The sequence below is a fragment of the Wolbachia endosymbiont (group A) of Andrena helvola genome (genome assembly GCF_964028415.1).
Lineage (GTDB): Bacteria > Pseudomonadota > Alphaproteobacteria > Rickettsiales > Anaplasmataceae > Wolbachia > Wolbachia pipientis.
Genome location: NZ_OZ034779.1, coordinates 964156 through 984661, shown reverse-complemented (window position 1 = coordinate 984661; position 20506 = coordinate 964156). Strand labels below are relative to the sequence as shown.

The following is a 20506-nucleotide window of genomic DNA, read 5'->3' as shown; positions in this document are numbered from 1 at the left end:
AAATGACTTTAAACACCTATTATAACCGCTTTAATCCTGACAAAGAATACGAAAAAAGCTTATTTCTTGCTGGAAGAGGTCTACAGTCTGCAGAATTAAACGAAACTCAGGAGTATGCTCTCTCTAAGCTTAAAGGCATAGGTGATGCAATATTTCGTGATGGTGATGTTATAACAGGAAGCAATTGTATTATAGATAGAGAAACTGGTAAAGTTACACTTGAAGGAGGAAAAATCTATCTGCGTGGTGCAGTTAGAAAAGTCGAAAAAGAAGAGTTTGTTGTTCCTCTTAATACTATAGTTCGTATCGGTGTTTATTACGTAGAATCTACCATTACAGAACTTGAGGATGAAAATCTTCGTGATCCTGCTGTTGGTACACGTAATTATCAAGAAGTAGGGGCAGCAAGGCTTAAAGTTTCCACCATTTGGGGATACCAAGCAGAGAGTGTTACTGTTAACTCTACAAATGGGGAATTTTATCCAATTTATAACATTGAAAATGGGATGCTGATAGAACATTCACCACCTCCACAAGCAAATATAGTAACCACAGCTCTTGCCCGTTATGACAAAGAGGCAAATGGTTCCTACGTTGTAAATGGCCTTGAAGTAATGTTTTTGCAAAAGGAAGAAGAGGGCAAAAAGCAAGTATTCGTGATTAATGAGGGTAAAGCTCATGTTGATGGTTATGAGATTGAGTTACCTCACAGTATTCGTGTTTCTTTTGATGAAGATCCGAATATAAAATCAGTTGAATCAGAACCACACACTTTTCAGCCAAATAGCCAAAGAGTAATGGAACTTAAAGTTAATGATTTTCCAATCAGTGAAATTAAAAAAGTAGATATCACTGTTCAAAAAACCATTACTGTTACTCATGGTTCATACTCTGGAGCTATTGATCCGATACCTGACTCTGCAGTACTTGAGATTATTCAAGTTAAACAAGGCAATGTTATTTATGAAAATAGTATAGATTACAAATTAAACGCAGGAAACGTTGATTGGTCATTACCAGGTAAAGAACCAGCTCCAGGAAGTAGTTATCAAATAACTTACCGCTGTCGTACTCATGTAAGCCCTGAAGATATAAGTGAAGAGGGATGTAAAGTAAGGGGAGCAGTTGATAACAGCTTGGTTTTGATAGATTATACCTGGAAAATGCCCCGCTTTGATTTAATTACTATAGATGCAAAAGGTACAGTAAGAAGGATAAAAGGCATAGCGCATCCTTGGAGACCATCAATGCCTAAAGCTCCCTCTGGACAGCTTTTGCTCTGCTACATTCATCAGACATGGAAAAACGGAGAAAAAGAAGGGGTAAAAATAGTGAATAATGCTATTCATGCTGTACCGATGAATGAACTTGAAGCAATGAAGAAGGGAATAAATGATCTTTATGCTCTGGTTGCCTATGAACGTCTACGCAATGATGCAAATTCAAGAGAACCTACCACCAAAAAAGGAGTATTTGTTGATTCGTTCTTTGATGATGATATGCGTGATCAAGGAATTTTGCAGTCTGCAGCAATAGTAAATAGAGAGCTAGTTCTACCAATAGATGTAGAAGTTGCAGATATTGAAAAAGGTGGGGAAAGATATCTTTTGCCATATGAACTTGAACCGGTACTGGAGCAGCTTTTACAGACCAAAGGAGAAAAGATCAATCCATATCAAGCTTTTGATCCAGTCCCGGCACAAATTACTCTAAATAAAAATATAGACCACTGGACAGAGGTTACCACGAATTGGAAAAGTCCAGTAACCAGAGTATTTAATGTTAAAGAAACAACAGAGCTGCTGTCAAGTACCTCATACGAAACTAAATTTATGAGAGAAGCAGTACAGAATTTTGAAATTGAAGGTTTTGAGCCAAGTGAGAAGCTTAAAGAGATAAAATTTGACGGAATAAACATTCAACCTATAACTTAAAATTGGAAAACCAAATGTTAACAGCTAACAATCAGGGAAAATTAAAGGGAAAGGTGAAAGTACCAGCAAATATTCCAGCCGGTACTAAATTAGTGCAATTTTACGGGGATAAAGGAAGTTATGGAGAAGCAACTTATACTGGTAAAAAAACAATTACCATAGAGGAAAGAAGAAGAGTTATCGCAGCAAGACGAGTTGATCCTTTAGCCCAGACATTTACACTAAATGAAAGTAGGCACATAGGAGGTGTGGAGCTATGGTTTGTAAATAAAGGCAAAAAACGTGTTGTTGTGCAAATTAGAGAAACGGCAGTGGGAATGCCCTCGCAAACTGTCATTGCTGAAAGTTATATTGAGCCGAAAGATATAAAAGTAGATGGCACAGCAACACGTATAGAATGGTCGCCAGTGTTTTGCCATGCAGGACAAGAGTATGCAATAGTGCTACTCACTGATGATGCAGATACTGCAGTAAAAATAGCAGAACTTGGCAAATATGATGCAGTAAATAGCCGCTGGGTAACGAGTCAGCCATATCAAGTAGGAGTATTACTGTCATCAAGCAATGCAAGCACCTGGACTCCACATCAAAATTTAGATTTAACGTTTCGACTACTAGCTGCAAAATTTAGTGAAGTTTCTCATGTTGTTGATCTGGGCAAAGTTACTGTAAATAATGTATCAGATTTAATTGTTTTGACGAACGTCGAAAAAGTAGCATTTGATACCAATGTAGAATTTATCTTAACAGATGAAGAGGGAAGAGAAAACTTTTTGTCTGATAATTTGCCATTTGCACTGCGTGAAAGATTATCTGGAGAGCTAACGGTAAAAGCAAGCCTAAAAGGAGGGCGAGAAAAAAGTCCAGTGCTATATCCTGGGTTACAGCTAGTTATGGGTAATATAGGGGAAAAAGGAGATTATGTAACTAGGAGCATTACAGCAGGAGCTAACACTAAGATTACCATAACATATGATGCGCTGATACCTGGCACTGCAGATGTAAAATCATATGTAGAACAAAGCTCCAAAGGATGGCAATTAGTAAATTTAACATCAGGAAAACCAATTGGAGAAAACTGGGTGGAGAGAACTCATGTGCTAACAAACTTTAATGGTAATGAGACGAGGGTAAAGTTAGTACTTAGTGGAACGGTTGTTTATCGCCCTAAAGTCAAAAATCTACGAATCATTATCACTTAGCAGAATGTCAGATGATAAAACAAGCAGAGGGTATCCACTGCCTCATCCAGAAAATATTGCTGTGCAGGATGTTGTTCGTATCCGTACCACAATTGAGAAAATAGATGAAGATATTACCAAAAGAGAAGATGAGCATAATCAACTAAAAAATAATTTTAAACGATTTAGATTTGAAACTTTTTTGAATTTTTGGGAATGAAAGAAGCAATAGAAGCATTACACCAAAGGATAAAGGATTTAGCAGCAAACAGCACACCTGATCAACTGGCATATCTTGCAAAATCGCTGGAATTAATAGCAGATAAAAAAGCTATTTCTAATATTGTGCAAATGGCTAAAATAAAAGAAATAATTGACGCACTACAAAAAAGACTTAAGGATTTAGTAGCAAACAGTACTCCAGATCAATTAGCATATCTTGCTAAAGCATTGGAATCAATAGTCGATAAAAGTGCGGTTTCTGAAATTGTGCAGATGACAGATGGTAAGCTAAAAGAACTTCTTGATAGTGCAAAAAAACACCTAAATGATATAAACAGCAATAAAACAAACTCAATATCAGCAATAACTGCAGTAAAAACAGATTCCGTTAATGAAATCAACAAGCTTAGGGATAATTCCTTAAACACTTTAAAAGCATCATCAGATTCGCATATATCGCTACTTGATACGAGAAAGAATGCCAATATTGCAGCAATAAATAGCATTAGTAACAGTCATAAAGATGGTCTTAAAGGTTTAGTAGAAGATTTTCGTGCTGTTACCACTGGCTCATCAATTATTAGGGAAATAGAAACTCGTGATAACCAATTAAAAACATCCCTGATAAATGAGGTAAAAACTCGGGATGAACAGTTAAAAGCGTCTCTTATAAATGAAATAAGAAAGCGCAACATGGTTGAACCAGGGTCATTACCTTTCTTATTTGGTGTACTTGGCAGAAAAAATAATTATTTTGGCCACGGAACTTTTACGACAGAGCTTGGAAAGTGGAGTAGTGATATAACAAAAACTGACTATATGTTACAACTACTAGCAGGTAGCCATACATACGATACAGATTACGTTAGTTTTTATCGGCCAAGACAACTCTATTTTATAGAGGGAAATAAAGGAACATTTATTTACGGAGAGTTATGCACAAATAGTTTTTCTGGTAGTTATGATGAGATATACTATTACCCATATGCTGCACTTGGAGTAGTATTTGTAAAAAATACAACCAATGTGAACATAAATAAAACAATAGAATTTGTTGGATCATCGTACTCAAGTACGGAGTATGGGGGTGCAGGATTATTTGTGGGAACACCAGATAATACCAATAAATCAAGTATTTCAAGAATAATATGGAAAAATGTTTACCAATACACAAGTTCTGATAGCAAGTTAGCTGGATCTGGCAATGTAGAAATTCCAGCAGGAAAAACAGTTGCAATATTACTTTACACATCATCTTACCTATGTTCCAGAACACAAGTCAGTCAAGGTATGCTTGCATCAAATTATGTATACAACTATGGTCAATTTATCCAGTGGGGAATATATAACATACGTAGCAATTTTCTAACCACGGGGCTTGAAATAGATGTAGAGAGAACGCTAAAAGCTTGGCAATGTCCTGGGTTATCTGAAACTTATGAACTCTGGAGGTAACAAAGAATGTCTATCTACATTAGATTTGAGAATGATAAACAAGTAGAAACAACAACGCTTGAAAGTAAGCCAACTGAAAATGATTGGTATGAAGCACCAGAAGATTTTGATTGGCAAAAAAGCTATTGTTTAACAGAAGGAGGAAAAATTGCTCAGCGTACTAAAGAAGATATACAAAAGGAGTTACTGGATAATGCGAAGCTTTGTGCATTTGATAGTATGCGTTTCTATTATGATAATCATACTCACCAATATGCAGGTCATTCTCACCAAAAAGCTAAATCTTATGAGATTCAAGCGGAAGCCGCAAAAAGCATTCTAGCAGCACCAGAATCTATAGATGAAAAGGATAAAGAAATTATAGAACCTTTAGCAAAAGTCCGTGGTATTACGGTTATTGAAATGGCAAGAATAATTGAGGAAAAAGTGAAAAAAGCAGTAAAAGCAATAATTAAATGTGAAGAGCTTGAAGATTTAGCCAAAAGAAAGATTGAAGAAGCCGAAAGTGAAAATGAGCTACAGACTTTGCTAGATGATTTCAGGAAAAAAATACAAAGAAATGGCTGAAGAATTTTTACATGGCGTAAATGTTATTGAGGTAACCTCAGGAGCAAAGACAGTACGTACAGCTAAATCATCAGTGATAGGTGTAATTGGTACTGCACCTGAAGCAGATGAGCAAAAATTTCCGCTAAATAAACCAGTGTTAGTTGCAGGAAGCTTAAAGGAAGCAGCAAAGCTCGGAAAGAGTGGCAGTTTACCTTCTGCAATAAATGGAATATTTTCCCAGATTGGTGCAACAGTAGTAGTTATTCGAGTTAAAGAAAGTGAAAACAGCGATCCAAAGCTCAAAGAAAGTGAAACTATTCAAAGTATAATCGGTGGAGTTGATAAAGAAACCGGAGAATATCAGGGAATTGAGGCATTTCTCAGCAGTGAAAGCATAGTTCATGTTGCGCCAAGAATATTAATTGCACCTCAGTTTACTCATCAGTTACCTGAAATAGATGGAGTAAATTCAGTAGTGAGTGCTTTAATTTCCATAGCAGAAAAATTAAGAGCAATTATTGTTGCAGATGGACCAAATACTAATGATGAAGAAGCAATAAAATGGAGAAAAAGTGTAGGCAGCTCAAGAGTTTACGTAGTTGACCCATGGATTAAGTTATTTATTGAAGGAAAAGAAAAAATCTTGCCATCGAGTCCATTTGTAGCTGGTTTAATAGCTAAGATAGACAGCGAGCAAGGCTTCTGGCACTCACCTTCAAATAAAGAAATAAACGGTATTATTGGCACAAGCAGGCCTATTGATTTTACGCTCGGTAATACAAATTGTAGAGCAAACCACTTGAATGAAAATGAAGTAACAACGATAATTCATCAAAATGGCTATAGGCTTTGGGGAAATAGAACATGTTCAAATGACTCAAAATGGGCTTTTTTATCAGTGAGAAGAACTGCAGATTTAATTAACGATAGTTTACTTAGGGCTCATTTATGGGCAGTTGATCGCAATATCACTAAAACTTATATAGATGATGTGATTGAGGGGGTGAATTCTTATTTGGCCAATTTAAAAGCACAAGGAGCAATTATCAGCGGAAAATGTTATGCAACTCCCGAACTCAATACACCGGCAAATATTGCAAGCGGAAAAGTGTATTTTGATTTTGAGTTTACACCGCCATATCCGGCTGAGCAAATAATATTCAGGTCTCATCTTGTAAATAATAGTGTAATAAGTTAGGAGAAAGTAAAGTGTTACCGAAAATACTGAGAAATTTTAACGTATTTGTTGATGGCCGGGGTTATGCAGGAAAAATAGATGAAATAACCTTGCCAAAACTTACCATAAAAACAGATGAATATAGAGCTGGTGGTATGGATATTCCAATAAATATTGACATGGGCATGGAGAAATTAGAAGCAGACTTTACTTTTTCTGAATACGATACAGAGCTCTTTCGGCTATTTGGGTTGATAAATGGAAATTCGGTATCTTTGACGCTCAGAGGTGGAATGCAAGGTAGTGGAAGTAATGATATTGAAGCAGTAATAATCAATTTAAGAGGCATTTTTAAAGAATTTGACTTTGGTAACTGGAAACCTGCTGAAAAAGCAACGCTGAAGTGTACTGTAGCTGCCCATTATTATAAACTTACGATAGGTGGTAATGAGCTGATAGAAATCGATGCTGAAAATATGATGAGAAAGATAAATGGTATTGATCAGATGGCTTTGTTACAAGCGGTCTTAGAACCTGTCTTGAAAGGGAATAAAGAAAAGAGTATGATGAGGTAAGCAAAAAATAGGAGGGTAAATTGTATCCAAGTGATATAAGTGACAAGGAATGGGAAATTTTAGAGCCCTATGTTGCACAAGGAGCGATAGGACGACCAAGAAAACATAACATCAGAACAATTATTAATGCAATAAGGTATATAATGAGGGGTGGTTGCCAGTGGAGAATGCTACCAAAGGATTTTCCCCCATGGAAAACGGTGTATGACTATTTTATCAGGTGGCGTAATAATGGAAAATTGAAAAAAATACATGACATGCTAGTAAAAGAGGTAAGAAAAATGGTTGGTAAAAATGAAACACCTTCAGTAGGTATAATTGACAGTCAATCAGTGAAAACGACTCAAAAAGGGGATCAAGAGGATATGATGCCGGTAAAAAAATAAAGGGTAGAAAACGCCATATTATTGTAGATACACTAGGTCTTGTAATTACTGCAGAGGTACACAGCGCAAGCATTCAGGATCGTGATGGTGCTACCAATCTTTTTATTCAAGCTAAATGCAAAGCTCCAACATTACGTAAGTTTTTTGCTGATCAAGGATACAAAGGTAAATTACAAAATCGATGTTTGTTGGAAACTGGATGTTTGCTAACGATTACCAAGAAATTGGTTGATACAGGATTTCAGGTTATTCCTAAACGTTGGATTGTAGAACGAACCTTTGCTTGGCTTTCCAATTTTAGACGCATGAGCAAGGATTACGAGCATTCTCCTCTTACTTCAAAAAACAATATCTTATTTAATATGATTACTTCTATGCTTACTAAATTAGCTGCTTAACTCCTTTCAAGACAGGTTCTTAGGTATTTAGGTTTAGTTTTAAAAAGATTTTAGAATTTTATTTTTTAGGAGAAAGTATGACAACAGTAAAACTTGATAATCCAATAACAGTTGATGGTATTTCTGTATCAGAGCTTACCATTAGACGTCCAAAAGTTAGAGATTATCTAGCTATTGAGAGACTTAATGGTAGTGATCTGAGTAAGGAAGTAACTTTGACTGCCAATCTAACATCAGTTGCAAAAGAAGCAATTGAAGAGTTGGATATTGCTGATTATGTAAAAGTGCAAGAAGTATTAAAGGATTTTTTTTCACCGATTATCCAAAAAACTTGAGATTAGAAATACTAGTGCTTGGCTCTATCATAGGTGGTGGAGTTGAGCACATTCTTGATATGGAGATTAGTGAGTTTATTTCATGGAGCAAATTAGCAAAGGAGCTTAAATGTCAACATTATCTATAAAAATCGGAGCTGTTTTAGATGGTAGCTTTAATACTGTAATAAAAGGAAGTAGTAGTCGACTTACTCATCTTGGTGAGAATATAAGAAAGCTTGATTCATCTTTTAAATCAGTATCAAAATTTAAGCAGTTGGGTAGTGATGTTTTGACTAGCAAGAGATCATGGAAAGGTTTTGAGGATCAGGTAAAATCCCTTGCTAAACAGATAAAAGCAGTCGAAAAACCGAGCAAAACTTTAAAAGCTGAGTTTAATAAGGCTAAAGCATCAGCAACAAAAGCAAAAGAAGCATACTTGAAAAAGAGAGATGCCTTACATTCATTCAATGAAGAAGTAAGAAAAAGTGGAAGAAATATTAAGTCATTAGTAAGTGATCAATATAAACTTAGTTCGTCCATTGAAACGTTAAAAGGTAAGTATAGTAAGCTTGGATCTGCAATACGTAGTCACCAAAGTTTTTTAGCAAGCAAAGCACATTTTAAGTCACAAATTATAGAAACTATTGGTCTTGGACTAACGCTTGCAGCACCAATCAAAGTTGCTATTGATTTTGAATCGGCCATGGCTGATGTTACAAAAGTAGTTGAATTTAACAAAGAAACAAAGGAAGTAGATAAATTTGCCCAGAAATTAAAAGAGATGTCACGTACTATACCACTATCAGCAGCAGAATTAGCACAAATAGCTGCAAGCGGTGGTCAACTTGGTATCAAGAAAGAAGACCTTTTTAATTTTACAGAAACAGTGGCAAAAATGTCCACAGCATTTGATATGTCTGCAGAACAAGCAGGAGATTCCATAGCTAAACTTTCTAACGTTTATGGAATTGATGTTAGTGAAATGGAGCATGTTGGCAATGTAATCAATCACTTATCAGATAACACTGCTGCTAAAGCAAAAGACATGGTTGAAGCTCTAGCAATAGTTGGTGGTACTGCAAAGCAGTTTGGATTAAAGTTTGAACAAACAAGCAGTTTAGTAAATGCTTTCATTAGCTTAGGCAAACAACCAGCAAAAGCTGCAACTGCAATCAATGCACTACTTTCAAAGCTTCAAACTGCTGAAAGTCAAGGAAAAGCGTTTAAAGCAGCATTAGAAGAAATGGGCATAGCCACAGAAGAAATGGTACAAAGGATAAGTGAAAATGGAGAAGAAGCATTGCTATATTTTTTCCAAACTCTAAAGAAAATGGATAACCAGGAACGCTCTACAATCCTGATGAAACTTTTCGGTCAGGAATATCAAGATGATATTGCATTATTAGCTGGAAGTTTTAATAAATACGAAGATGCAATAAAGTTATTGGCTAATACAGAAAAGTATGGAAGCTCTCTGCAGAAAGAATTTAAAAATCGTGCAGACACTACAGCCAATAAATTACGACTTCTTCGAAATTCAATAGCTGAAGTTGGTATGAACCTGGGTTCAGTAATGCTGCCTACTTTAAAATCTATAGCCGAATTTTTACAAGAAAAAACTAGGAGCATAGCTTTATTTGCAGAAAAATATCCAACCTTAACTACAGCAATCATGGGAACTATAGTAGCTTTAATAAGTTTGAAAATCTTGGTAGTGGGGTTAGGTTATGGATTTACTTTTTTAGCAAGTGCAGTTCTCGGTTTAAGGACAAAAATAATTGCAACATTTTCATTTTTATCAGCTACAGTTTTTCCTGCAGTAATAACAGGACTAAGAGCAATAACGCTTGCTGTAATGAGTAATCCTATAGGGCTTTTAATTACTGGACTTGTCACAGGTGCAGCACTTGTTATCACCAACTGGCAAAAGGTGAAAGACTTTTTCTCTAGCTTTTGGAAATCACTCATTAAACCTATAGGGAAAGCTTTTTCATGGGTAGGAAATACAGTTAGTAGCATATTTGGAAAAATCTCTGAAAATAGTCCACTGAAAGAATTTGAAAAGAGAAAAACTGTTGTTTCGTTGGTTGATGGAAAAAACAGCAGTATACTCTCTCAAAACAACATTTTTAATAACAGAAATCCTCTATTAAATAATAGTGCACTCAAAGAAATTTCCCAGAATAGCTCGAATAATGTTAAGATTACACATACTATCACAGAAAAGAAATCTATAGCAGATGAGAAAAATCTAGAAGAGTACATAAAAGGCAAGTATGAAAATAAAACTTTTAACCAAACTCAACATAATTATTTTAACATAAGCATTCAAGCAGCAGCAACTCAGGATGTTCGTAGCCTTGCTGATGAAGTAATAAAAAGGATAAGAGAAAAATCACGTGATGTTCTGTTTGATAACATAGACCCCGTTTATTAAAGTGTTGTCTCTTGGCCCGTATAAATTTGCTCCAACAAGTTTAAAGTATAATAGAGAAAATCGTTGGAGCACAATTGAGTGTATTGAAAATATGCCACTATTGCAAAATATCGGCCAAGGTGTAGAAAATATAGATTTGGAAGGAATGATTTATCTTCATAATCTTAACGGGCTAAACCAATTAAAGAATATGAAAGAAGCTGAAAAACCACATGTTTTAGTAGATAGTTTAGGTAATATTTTAGGACAATTCGTAATTACCAAGTTAGAAGAAAAGCAGATGTATTTTTTACCTAATGGACTACCGAGAAAAGTTGAATTTAGTTTGAGTTTGAAAAGCTATAGATGACTATATATTACTTAACTAAAGAAGGAGAAATGCTAGACCTGATTTGCTGGAAGCATTATGGGTATAGTAGTGGAGCAGTGGAGGAAGTATTGCTTGAAAATCCAGGCCTTGCAGAATACGGAAGCTTTTTGCCTGCAAGATTAAAGATAAAGCTTCCTACTATTCAGAAAACAATACAAAAGTCAAAATTAAAGGTCTGGGAATAAATGCAGCCAGATTTTATAATAGATAAATGTGAATCAATTAAAGATAGAGTCATATCATTGCGCCTTACAGATGAATCAGGAACAATAGACGATGTAGTTGAAGTGTGTGTTGATTACAGAGATGAAAACTTAAATATCCCAGATGAATTGAATATTTCTTTAGGGTACAGGGAAATCGGAGTGATGCCCATGGGTATATATACAATTAATGAAATTACGGTGCAGAGTCCGCCTAAAACCTTGCTAATAAAGGGTCATGGAACAAATTTAAGACTATCATTAAAAGAGAAAGTATCTAAAGAATGGCATCAAATTACTCTAGGTAACTTGGTTAAGGAAATAGCAGAAAAGCACGGATATGGATGCAGAGTTGCAGAAGAATTTGAAAATGTGTTGATACCACATATTAACCAAATAGATGAAAGTGATATAAGTCTGTTAACAAAGATCGCAACAGAGCGTGAAGGAATGGCAAAGCTAGCTGGCGGATATATACTTTTTATTCCAAAAGGCAAAGCAAAATCGGCAACTGGAAAAGCTTTAGGAACAACAGCTATTAGACCTCAAGACACGATAAATTGGAAAGTGCATTTTACCATAAGCAGGTACAACTCAGTGATTGCAAAATGGCATAGCTATGAAAAAGGTGAAACTATATCAGAAACAGTTGGCTCTGGTAGTCCAAGTTATACTATACAGACGCTTTACTCTAATGTAGAATCAGCACTAAGTGCAGCAAATGCTAAATTAAAACAACTAAAGCGAAATAATGCAGTGTTGGATATCACTATGCCTGGTAATCCAGAACTATTTGCAGAGACGAAACTTAGCTTGTTAGGGTTTCATCAAGATATAGACGGTGAATGGATAATTGACAGAGCAGAACACGTATTAGATGGTTCAGGTTATCGCACTGTGTTATCAGCATCTATCAGTAAAACAAATGTTTAATGTTGAAAAAAGTATTGAATATGAATAGAGTCTCAAGTACATTTTTGGTGGTGTATAACAATAATAATATGTGTTGTTATTACCTATTGCTATATGAAGGCAAAAGCTATAGATAATTATAAAACAATATTACGAACTGCTTCTCAAAATTGTAACTTAGAAGTTGTAAAATTCTCAGTAGAAAATCTATTAGATATTAATGTGCAGACCCCTAAATTAACAGCACTACATTATGCTGCAGAAGAAGGATGTGCAGAGGTTGTAAAATTCTTAGTAGAAAAAGGAGTTGATATAAATGCTACAAAATATGAAAGATGGACACCTTTACATGCAGCTACATATGAAGGCAAATTGAAGATAATTAGATTTTTATTAGACAAAGGTGCAGACCCTACCATTAGAGATACAGATGGGAAAACACCAAGGAAAGTTGCTGTATTAAGATCGCGGCATACTAAGGACAAACCTTATGATGAAATCATCAAGCTACTTGCTAAAGCAGAGGATCAATATACATCAGAGAAGTAGGCTGTATTATTCATAATAAATTTATATCCATGCAAGACCAAAAAATCCCAATTACAGTAATTATCACGTTATTAATCCAAACCGTAGCAGTCATATGGTGGTTATCCAAGTTAGACTCAAGGGTACAACTTCACGATAAGCTCATGGAATATGGTTTAATGGAAAAGGTACTCATACTTGAGGAAAGGGTAAAAAATCTTTCTGAAGAACTGGATGAGTTTAAATTACACGTTCTAAGCGGAAAAATTAAATCTTAATACCTTTACCTAAACTCACAATGATTAAATACATTTTATCAGTTGATGGAGGTGGCATTAGAGGCATCATACCAGCCATTATTCTAGCAGAAATAGAGCAAAGGACAAGGAAACCGATAGCTGAAATCTTTGATCTGATGGCAGGTACTTCAACCGGTGGGATTGTTGTGGCTGGGTTATGCAAGAAAGATGAACGAGGAAATCCCCAATATTCAGCCAATGATTTAGTTGAATTTTACCAAGAATACGGGTCATATATTTTTAAATCTTCATTCTTCAGGCGATCAATATTATCTTGGTTTAACTGTGCACAATACCCACATAAAAATATTGAGTATGTACTTCATAAATATTTTGGTGATGATATCCTTAAAAACACTTTAAGTAATGTGTTGATTACGAGTTACGATATTCAGAATAACTGCCCATTTTTCTTTAAAAGCTGGAAAGAAGGTAATATTAAGCTGAAAGATGCACTCAGAGCTGCAACGGCTGCACCTACTTACTTTACACCTAAATATTTAAAAGTCAACCAAAAGGAAATGGTATTAGTGGATGGAGGGGTTTTTGCCAATAATCCTGCGGCTTGCGCATATGCAAGTGGTAAGAGGTTATTTCCAAATGATGATATTCTACTGTTATCGATAGGTACTGGAAGAACAGATAGAAGCATAGCTAATTCAAGGAGATTTGGAAAAATAGGATGGATCAAGCCACTACTGAATGTGATGTTTGCTTCAAGTTTAGATGCAGTAAATTACCAACTTGATCAAGTTATAGCTGATAAATATATACGTATACAATCACAATTGAAAATAGCATCAGCTGACATAGATAATATTACATCAAAAAATATCAAATTTCTACAGCAGGAGGCAAATGCAATGATAGAGGACAACCAGGAAGCAATAGATAGATTTTGCAATATTGAACGATGCCAAGCAAACTAAAGAAATTATACCACAAAGCAAAGAAAGGTTTAAAAAACATAGTTTCGCCCAAAAAGCATAAAACTGTGACTAAGGGGCAAGAAGCTAAAATTTCAAACGATAAGCCAAAACCGCTCTCTGAAATTGTGGTGAAACCTAACCTATGCTTGAAAGTAACCTCTAAAGCAGAAAATGTCAAAAAAGATAAAAAAGGAATAAAAGAAAAAATAAAAAGCTTAAAAACAAAACCCGTAGAAAAAGAGCTGAAAAGAGGCAACGTGTTCAAAAAAGGCTTTAAAGAGCTAAAAGGGAAAATAAAAAAATTAAACCCAATAAAGGTTAAGAAAAATAAGATAATCGGGAGCAAGAAGTTAGCATTTTTACTGACATCTGCTACAATCGTGGCAATTTTACCAACATTCAGTCTAGCTCCTCTGCCAGCACTAGCAATAACTTCTGCATGTGTTTTCAGTATTAATTTTATTGCAGTCAAAACATTAAAGCAGTTTATTAAACAACGCAAATTAGCAGCAGAATCTAAGGAAGTAGCCAAGCCGGAAGAAGAAATTCAAGATGTATCGGTTGAACCGGTAAAAGAAAAAGCCGCAAGCAAAACTTCAGAGAAATCTTAAATAGATTAACTATCTTCATCTATATCATAATATATTATATAAATTATCATAGTTTTAATTCCGTTGGGAGCGTAAATTGCGCAATTTCCTCAGTAGTCAAGCTAGTTATTTGAGAAATATTATCAATAGAAATACCTAGTATAAGTAGATTATTCGCAACCTTGATTGACTCTACTTTATCAATCTTTTCTTTGTAAATTTGCCTTCTTTGGGATAGAAATTCTATCCATATATCTAGTTCATCTCGTGATTCTTGATTGTTAATTTTTTTAGACTCTCTCACCCAACTTAATAGTTCTTTTTCTCCTCCACTATCTGTATCTTCCTCTACACAACAGTTTTCTTCCGTTACCAGATCTTCAACATTCACTGATAATTTTCTTGCTATTTCCCATAACCTCTCACCGAACATGGTGCTTCCTTGTTCATAGTAATGTATCTGTGGACCTCCTATACCAAGCTCCTTCGCTAATTCCTCTTGCGTATACCCTTGTATTATTCTCCACTTTTTCATTCCATCCCTTTTGTTGGAACGCTTAGAACTTTTTTCTTCTTTATTTTCATATTCATCAACTGATAAGCCTGTTGCTCGGTAGATTATATCATTAGCAAATCCTGCCTTTAGCATATTCCTCGCCATTCTTATTCTTGCTGCTTTTACATCACTTTCCTCTTCAGCTCGAATAGATTGGGTTAATGCATAAATTGCCTTGCGTAATTCTCGATTTCTTGTTTTTGTGTATTTTTCTATGAAATTGTACATCCATTGTTTATCAAAACAACGATTTTCTTTAAGTACTTTTTGTCTAGGAAGTAGATCACTCAAACTAACTGATAATGTATCTGCTATAATTTGTAATTCTCCAACTGGAATGCCACATATCCCTTGTTCATATCTTCGCAGCGTATAATATTTTATACCTGTTTTGTCTGCTAAGTCTTTTATGGTATATTTTCTTTTTAACCTCCAGATTCTTACTTTTTGCGCTATTTTGTATCTTATGGATGCCTCAGCAGTTTTACAGAAATAAACATCTGTTATAAGGCTTTTTGCTACTTTATCAAAAGATTAAATTAGCTTATGTTTATCGGAAGAGCTTGGCTTGGACTGCGATTTATATAAAGCTTTTACGCAGTCCAATTTGAGAAGGAAGTCCTTTGTTTAACGTTTCCTAAAGTGTAATAGTTCAGACTTGATCTGACAGGCGTGAATTAACTGACAGAAGAATTGACAAAGTCAAAACCAAAATCAGCATCCTGTTTAATGCTATCAATATTTTTCTGATAAGCAATATGCATACTATCAAAAAAGGTTTGCATAGGTGTCTTACCATAGCAATATTTACCTGAATGCGGTCGAGATCTATTGTAAGAATGCACCCAATGGTCTACATCTAGCTGAAGCTCTGCCAAAGAGGTGTAAATTTTCTTTCTGAAGATAATATTGTAGCATTCATCTTGCATAGTTCTGTGGAACCTTTCACAGATGCCATTAGTTTGTGGAGAACGAGCTTTGGTTCGAGAATGATCAATATTTTCTACCCCCAAATACAGCTGGTAAGCGTGATTTTCAGGTCTGCCACAGTACTCTGTACCACGATCCGTCAAAATGCGTAGCAATGATACTTTCTGTTCATCAAAAAACGGTATCACCCTATCATTGAGAAGGTCTGCAGCTGTAATAGCAGTCCTTTCTGTATAAAGCTTAGCAAAAGCAACTCTAGAGTAGGTATCAACAAAGGTTTGTTGGTAAATTCGTCCAATACCTTTGATATTACCCACATAATAGCTATCTTGGCTACCCAAGTATCCTGGATGTTCTGTTTCAATTTCTCCATGGGCCTCTTTTTCTTCCTTAGCCTTCTCTAGAGCTGTTATCTGCTCTTCTGTTAAGATAATGCCATCTTGAGCTACTTTTGCTTCTAATGCCTTTAACCTCTTTTTGAAATTCTCAAGATCGTTTCTTTGCCACACTGATCTTATTCCACTTGCAGAGATGAGAATTCCTCTCTTTTTCAGTTCGTTTGCTGCTCTTTCTTGTCCATACGCTGGAAATTCTATTGCTATTTCAATTACTGCTTTTTCTATATCCTCCGATACCCTATTTGCATATAATGGCTTGCTTTTGCTTATCTCGTGTAAAGCCTCTTCTCCTCCTTTTTCATACAGTTCTTTGAAGCGGTAAAATGTATCCCTTGAATATCCCATTACCTTACACGCCTGTGATACATTTCCTAATTGCTTTGCAAGTTCTAGCAATCCCAACTTTGGTTTTAGTATTTTTTCTTGTGTTGTACTCATATCTGACACTCCTTTAAAATTTATTCATATTTTTATCTTACTTTGTTCGCCTGTCAGATCAAGTCTGAACTATTACACCTAAAGGCTTCTTGGCTACCTCCACATGTCCTATCCACCCACGATAGTGTTTCACTTGAGCCACTAACCGCCTTTATTTCTTCTGTAACCTTCTCTTTACTCCACTTGCCATCCCTAGGGAAACTTCCTTTTTCTACCGCTTCTTTGACTGTCATTCCCCCAAAGAGGCACCCTTTTCCTATTACTTCGCCTCTTTTTTGTAGTTCAGACCACATTTCTTTATCTACTACCCTGACCTGTACTTGATGGTCATTTTCTGCATTATGGTATACTTCAATTCTTAAGCCACCAATGCTTGTGGGAAATGTTATCTCAAAAGCACTATTGTCAGATATATCGGTGTAATTTCTTTCACCTCCTTTTCCACTTCTGACTTCAACTTCACTATTACCCATTTTTATAATATCACCTCCTAATTTTATCTCCCCTGTGGTTAGACCTAAATTTTTTGTACCTTCTAATACTCTTGCAACATTTACTTTGCTATTCTCAGAAAATTTCATAAAAAATGTTTTGTTATCTATACATACATCTTCTACGATCCCTTCATTTTCAATAGCACTTTCACCGACTTCTCTCAGTTCTTTAAGCCATTTATCTATCTGTGGACGAACCTCTTGATACAGTTTGTTATGAACTTCACTTATTCGCTTATCCTGCAATAGATCGTAACTGAACATTGCTCCACTTAGCATCAATTCACATATTATATCTTCCTTCTCATTTTCTTTGCATGGGATTGAAAGCATTTTCAATATTACTGCATCAGCAAAACTCGTCTGTCCTTCACTATATGCGTTTATCCTGATTCCAGCATTTAGTGCTTGATCTACAACTTTGTTCAGTTCACTTACACTTTTTACCTTTACCACTACATTTTTAAACCATATCAATTCTGCATTTTCAATTGCACTCGGCTCTATCTTGTTTAAAGCTGGAATAAATGGATTTGAACTTTGACGATTTGAAGATTTTGTGTTATAAAATTCACGTCCTTCTCCAAAGTTGATTACGAGATCTCTAGGGGAAGGCACATTTTCAGGCTTCTGAGTCTTCTTATCACCTGCAAAGACAGGCCACCAGCTTTTTTTACTAGTACGATCCATGGCATCAAATATTTCCGGTAATCTGCTAAGATCATTCTTATTACCTGCTTCGTTTGTAAAGTTAGACCTCTGGTTTTTCTTGCCAGTACGCCTTATACCTTCAATAGCACTAGATAGTCCATTTTGTAACTTTTTAGAATCAATGATTAATTCATAAGTATTTCCATCTATATCATCAAATGATACTGTTTTTTTAGTAGTCATATAAGCCTCCTACATTAAGCATATCATCTAAGTCTATAGCGCAATTTATTGCTTTACTATTAACTTAATATACAGATTATAAAAAGATCTTGTATAATTTACAACTATTTGTAACAAAAGAATAGAGCTTTTTGGGCTTTTATTCGTTTATTATAACTTAACATGCAAGTTATACAAAGATCTTGTATGCTTTACAACTTTTGTGATGTCTTTTTCCAAATCTCAGCTATAGAAATATGCTTTCCTTAAAGCACTTATATTCATATTTCGTATTGTTTCCACTAGCAGTAAACTTCCCAAACCTGAAAAATTTGGTTTATAACAGCTCTCTTTCCTTAAAGCTGCAATATCCTTTGTCTGTCACAATAATGTGATCCTCTAGCTCAATTCCCACACCTTGACACGCTGACACTAATTCTCTAGTCATAACTTTATCATCTTCTGATGGTTCTAAACTCCCTCCTGGATGGTTGTGAGCTAATATTATCGATGCTGCCTCCATTGATAATGCCTTTTTTACCACTTTCCTTTCAGATAGGTGCACCTCATCTATTGTACCAAAATACACTTCGTCTCTTATCAAACGGTACTGTGTATCCAAATATATTATCTGGACAGCTTCTTTTGCTGAAAAGCCTATACTTACCCTTACATATTCTATGAGCTTTTCTTGGCTATCCATTACAGGGCCTCTCTTTAACCCTTCTCTTAGTGCCCTCTTGTAAGCTTCTTTAACACATTCAATTGCTGCGGCTGCATGTTCAGTCATTCCGTCTATCATTTTCAGGTCATCGATTTCTCGCCCTAAAATTTCTCCTATTCCTGGGCAATTATCCATTAAAGTTTTAGTAACATCTTGTGCTTGCTTTCTGTCATGAACTGCTCCTAGAAGCACTGCCACTATTTCGCGATCAAATAGAGCACTTCCTCCTCCGCTTTGTAGTACTCTCTCTATTTCTTCTGTAAGTTTTTCACTATTATTCATAAAATATACTCCTCGTTAATAACAAATTGTTTTTAATTGTTTACTGCTACTTTTTTAGCAGTCTTGGCATAAAGCCATAGCTTCCGAGTGAAGTCAAATCAATTTTTCAATCTTTTTTACTTATTTTTTCATCAAAAAATTAAGATATTAACAGATGCTTATTTATCTAATTGAAAATTAATCCTTTATGTAAAAGAAGTTGTTACTATTTTAGAAATAACATCAGTAGAAAAACCTAACTTGAGTAAATTATTTGCAACTTTCATTCCCTCTATTTTATCAATCTTCTCTTTGTAAATTTGCTTTCTTTGCAATAAAAATTCTACCCATATATCCAGTTCATCTTGTGATTCTTGAGTGTTAATTTTTTTTAACTCTCTCGCCCAGCTTAATAGCTCTTTTTCTCCTTCACTATCTGTATCTTCGTCTTCACAACAGTTTTCTTCCGTTACCAGATCTTCAGCATTCACTGATAATTTTCTTGCTATTTCCCATAACCTCTCACCGAACATGGTGCTTCCTTGTTCATAGTAATGTATCTGTGGACCTCCTATACCAAGCTCCTTCGCTAATTCCTCTTGAGTATATCCCCGTATTATCCTCCACTTTTTCATTCCATCCCTTTTGTTGGAACGCTTAGAACTTTTTTCTTCTTTATTTTCATATTCATCAACTGATAAGCCTGTTGCTCGGTAGATAATATCAGCATCAAATTCTAACTTGAGCATATTTTTTGCCATTCTTATTCTTGCTGCTTTTATAGCACTTTCTTCCTCAGCTCGGATAGATTTGGTTAATGCGTAGATTGCCTTGCTTCCCCTTGTTTTTTCTATGAAATTGGACATCCATTGAGTCTTATCACAACAACGATTTTCTTTGAGTACTTTTTGTCTAGGAAGTAGATCACTCAAACTAACTGATAATGCGTCTGCTATTGTTTGTAACTCTTCATCTGGAATGCCACATACCCCTAGTTCATATCTTCGCAGCGTATGATAGTTTATACCTGTTTTGTCTGCTAAGTCTTTTATGGTATATTTTCTTTTTAACCTCCAGCTTCTTACCTTTTGTGCTATTTTGTATCTTGCAGGGGCTACCATCTACTCTTTTTTACATAAACAAACTAACTCTCAGATGCCTGTTGAAAACTAGTATATTAAATGCCTACGCTGTGACAAGCTAAAATGGTAAGTTTTAAAAGTTCACACCTAAAATAGGTATGTTTGAGACCACCAAATTCATGGGCTGGGCTTGTAAGGTAGAAGGGTTGATAAAAAAAGGACACCTAAAACCTTGAGTGCGATTCTAGAGCCATCTCCGACAGTCGTTTTTTTCTTGAAGCTTTAAAA

The 20506-nt window shown here is 35.3% G+C and carries 23 protein-coding genes and 1 pseudogene; 18 read left to right on the top strand and 6 right to left on the bottom strand.

The genetic code is table 11. The features are described from left to right. The first annotated feature begins 2 nt into the window (after positions 1–2). The 18 genes from ABWU73_RS05170 (at position 3) to ABWU73_RS05085 (ending at position 14483) form a co-directional block, all read left to right on the top strand. Positions 3–1934 (top strand): DUF4815 domain-containing protein, encoded by a 1932-nt coding sequence (locus ABWU73_RS05170; RefSeq protein WP_341813922.1) that lies wholly within the window; start codon positions 3–5, stop codon positions 1932–1934. Between the two features lie 14 nt (positions 1935–1948). Beyond that, the gene (locus tag ABWU73_RS05165; protein WP_341813921.1) at positions 1949–3136 is read left to right on the top strand and encodes a hypothetical protein; all 1188 of its coding nucleotides are present in this window, start codon (positions 1949–1951) and stop codon (positions 3134–3136) included. Positions 3137–3140: 4 nt separating this feature from the next. Next, a complete protein-coding gene (locus ABWU73_RS05160) occupies positions 3141–3335 on the top strand; it encodes a hypothetical protein (RefSeq protein WP_341810236.1) in 195 nt (64 codons plus the stop codon). Continuing rightward, positions 3332–4792 carry a hypothetical protein gene (locus ABWU73_RS05155; protein ID WP_341813920.1) on the top strand — a complete coding sequence of 487 codons (1461 nt, stop codon included), beginning with the start codon at positions 3332–3334 and terminating at the stop codon, positions 4790–4792. The genes ABWU73_RS05160 and ABWU73_RS05155 overlap by 4 nt, the downstream gene beginning before the upstream one ends. A gap of 6 nt (positions 4793–4798) precedes the next feature. Then, positions 4799–5359: a hypothetical protein gene (locus ABWU73_RS05150; protein WP_065095397.1), complete on the top strand. Its 561-nt coding sequence runs from the start codon at positions 4799–4801 to the stop codon at positions 5357–5359. Continuing rightward, the gene (locus ABWU73_RS05145; RefSeq protein ID WP_353285468.1) at positions 5352–6539 is read left to right on the top strand and encodes a phage tail sheath subtilisin-like domain-containing protein; all 1188 of its coding nucleotides are present in this window, start codon (positions 5352–5354) and stop codon (positions 6537–6539) included. Before ABWU73_RS05150 ends, ABWU73_RS05145 begins: the two co-directional genes overlap by 8 nt. Positions 6540–6550: 11 nt before the next feature. After that, complete coding sequence (locus ABWU73_RS05140; RefSeq protein WP_353285467.1) at positions 6551–7093, top strand: phage major tail tube protein; 543 nt, start codon at positions 6551–6553, stop codon at positions 7091–7093. A 20-nt stretch (positions 7094–7113) separates the two neighbouring features. Next, positions 7114–7877 (top strand): IS5 family transposase gene (locus tag ABWU73_RS05135; RefSeq protein WP_156518237.1). Its coding sequence is split into 2 segments (ribosomal slippage): positions 7114–7468 and positions 7468–7877, totalling 765 coding nucleotides; the frame shifts between segments, so codons are not numbered across the junction. A gap of 77 nt (positions 7878–7954) precedes the next feature. Further along, a complete protein-coding gene (locus tag ABWU73_RS05130) occupies positions 7955–8212 on the top strand; it encodes a phage tail assembly protein (protein WP_149168985.1) in 258 nt (85 codons plus the stop codon). Beyond that, complete coding sequence (locus ABWU73_RS05125; RefSeq protein ID WP_341814235.1) at positions 8209–8340, top strand: hypothetical protein; 132 nt, start codon at positions 8209–8211, stop codon at positions 8338–8340. Before ABWU73_RS05130 ends, ABWU73_RS05125 begins: the two co-directional genes overlap by 4 nt. Beyond that, positions 8322–10631, top strand: a complete 2310-nt coding sequence (locus tag ABWU73_RS05120) for a phage tail tape measure protein (protein WP_353285466.1) — start codon at positions 8322–8324, stop codon at positions 10629–10631. Before ABWU73_RS05125 ends, ABWU73_RS05120 begins: the two co-directional genes overlap by 19 nt. 1 nt (position 10632) lies before the next feature. Beyond that, a complete protein-coding gene (locus tag ABWU73_RS05115) occupies positions 10633–10980 on the top strand; it encodes a phage tail protein (RefSeq protein WP_341814233.1) in 348 nt (115 codons plus the stop codon). Continuing rightward, entirely contained in the window at positions 10977–11186 is a 210-nt protein-coding gene (locus ABWU73_RS05110) for a tail protein X (RefSeq protein WP_265017961.1), read from the top strand. The genes ABWU73_RS05115 and ABWU73_RS05110 overlap by 4 nt, the downstream gene beginning before the upstream one ends. Then, entirely contained in the window at positions 11187–12137 is a 951-nt protein-coding gene (locus ABWU73_RS05105) for a phage tail protein (protein WP_353285465.1), read from the top strand. A gap of 93 nt (positions 12138–12230) precedes the next feature. Continuing rightward, entirely contained in the window at positions 12231–12665 is a 435-nt protein-coding gene (locus tag ABWU73_RS05100) for an ankyrin repeat domain-containing protein (protein WP_353285464.1), read from the top strand. Between the two features lie 29 nt (positions 12666–12694). After that, complete coding sequence (locus ABWU73_RS05095) at positions 12695–12922, top strand: hypothetical protein (protein WP_341810158.1); 228 nt, start codon at positions 12695–12697, stop codon at positions 12920–12922. Between the two features lie 20 nt (positions 12923–12942). Beyond that, on the top strand, positions 12943–13872 hold the full coding sequence (locus tag ABWU73_RS05090; protein ID WP_341810159.1) for a patatin-like phospholipase family protein: 930 nt from the start codon (positions 12943–12945) through the stop codon (positions 13870–13872). Beyond that, positions 13857–14483: a hypothetical protein gene (locus ABWU73_RS05085; RefSeq protein WP_341810160.1), complete on the top strand. Its 627-nt coding sequence runs from the start codon at positions 13857–13859 to the stop codon at positions 14481–14483. Before ABWU73_RS05090 ends, ABWU73_RS05085 begins: the two co-directional genes overlap by 16 nt. Before the next feature lie 46 nt (positions 14484–14529). On the opposite strand, the gene ABWU73_RS05080 is transcribed toward ABWU73_RS05085, so the two are convergent. From ABWU73_RS05080 to ABWU73_RS05055, 6 genes and pseudogenes are all read right to left on the bottom strand, one after another. Then, positions 14530–15309 carry a helix-turn-helix domain-containing protein gene (locus ABWU73_RS05080; RefSeq protein WP_341810161.1) on the bottom strand — a complete coding sequence of 260 codons (780 nt, stop codon included), beginning with the start codon at positions 15307–15309 and terminating at the stop codon, positions 14530–14532. Positions 15310–15354: 45 nt separating this feature from the next. Continuing rightward, a pseudogene (locus tag ABWU73_RS05075) lies at positions 15355–15402 on the bottom strand (hypothetical protein); the annotation flags it as partial. Between the two features lie 293 nt (positions 15403–15695). Further along, entirely contained in the window at positions 15696–16784 is a 1089-nt protein-coding gene (locus tag ABWU73_RS05070) for an IS481 family transposase (RefSeq protein WP_264329420.1), read from the bottom strand. A 53-nt stretch (positions 16785–16837) separates the two neighbouring features. Next, positions 16838–18172 carry a hypothetical protein gene (locus ABWU73_RS05065; protein WP_341810162.1) on the bottom strand — a complete coding sequence of 445 codons (1335 nt, stop codon included), beginning with the start codon at positions 18170–18172 and terminating at the stop codon, positions 16838–16840. A gap of 316 nt (positions 18173–18488) precedes the next feature. Then, on the bottom strand, positions 18489–19157 hold the full coding sequence (locus ABWU73_RS05060; protein WP_341810163.1) for a RadC family protein: 669 nt from the start codon (positions 19155–19157) through the stop codon (positions 18489–18491). A 185-nt stretch (positions 19158–19342) separates the two neighbouring features. Further along, positions 19343–20257, bottom strand: a complete 915-nt coding sequence (locus ABWU73_RS05055; protein WP_341810164.1) for a helix-turn-helix domain-containing protein — start codon at positions 20255–20257, stop codon at positions 19343–19345. Positions 20258–20506 lie beyond the last annotated feature (249 nt).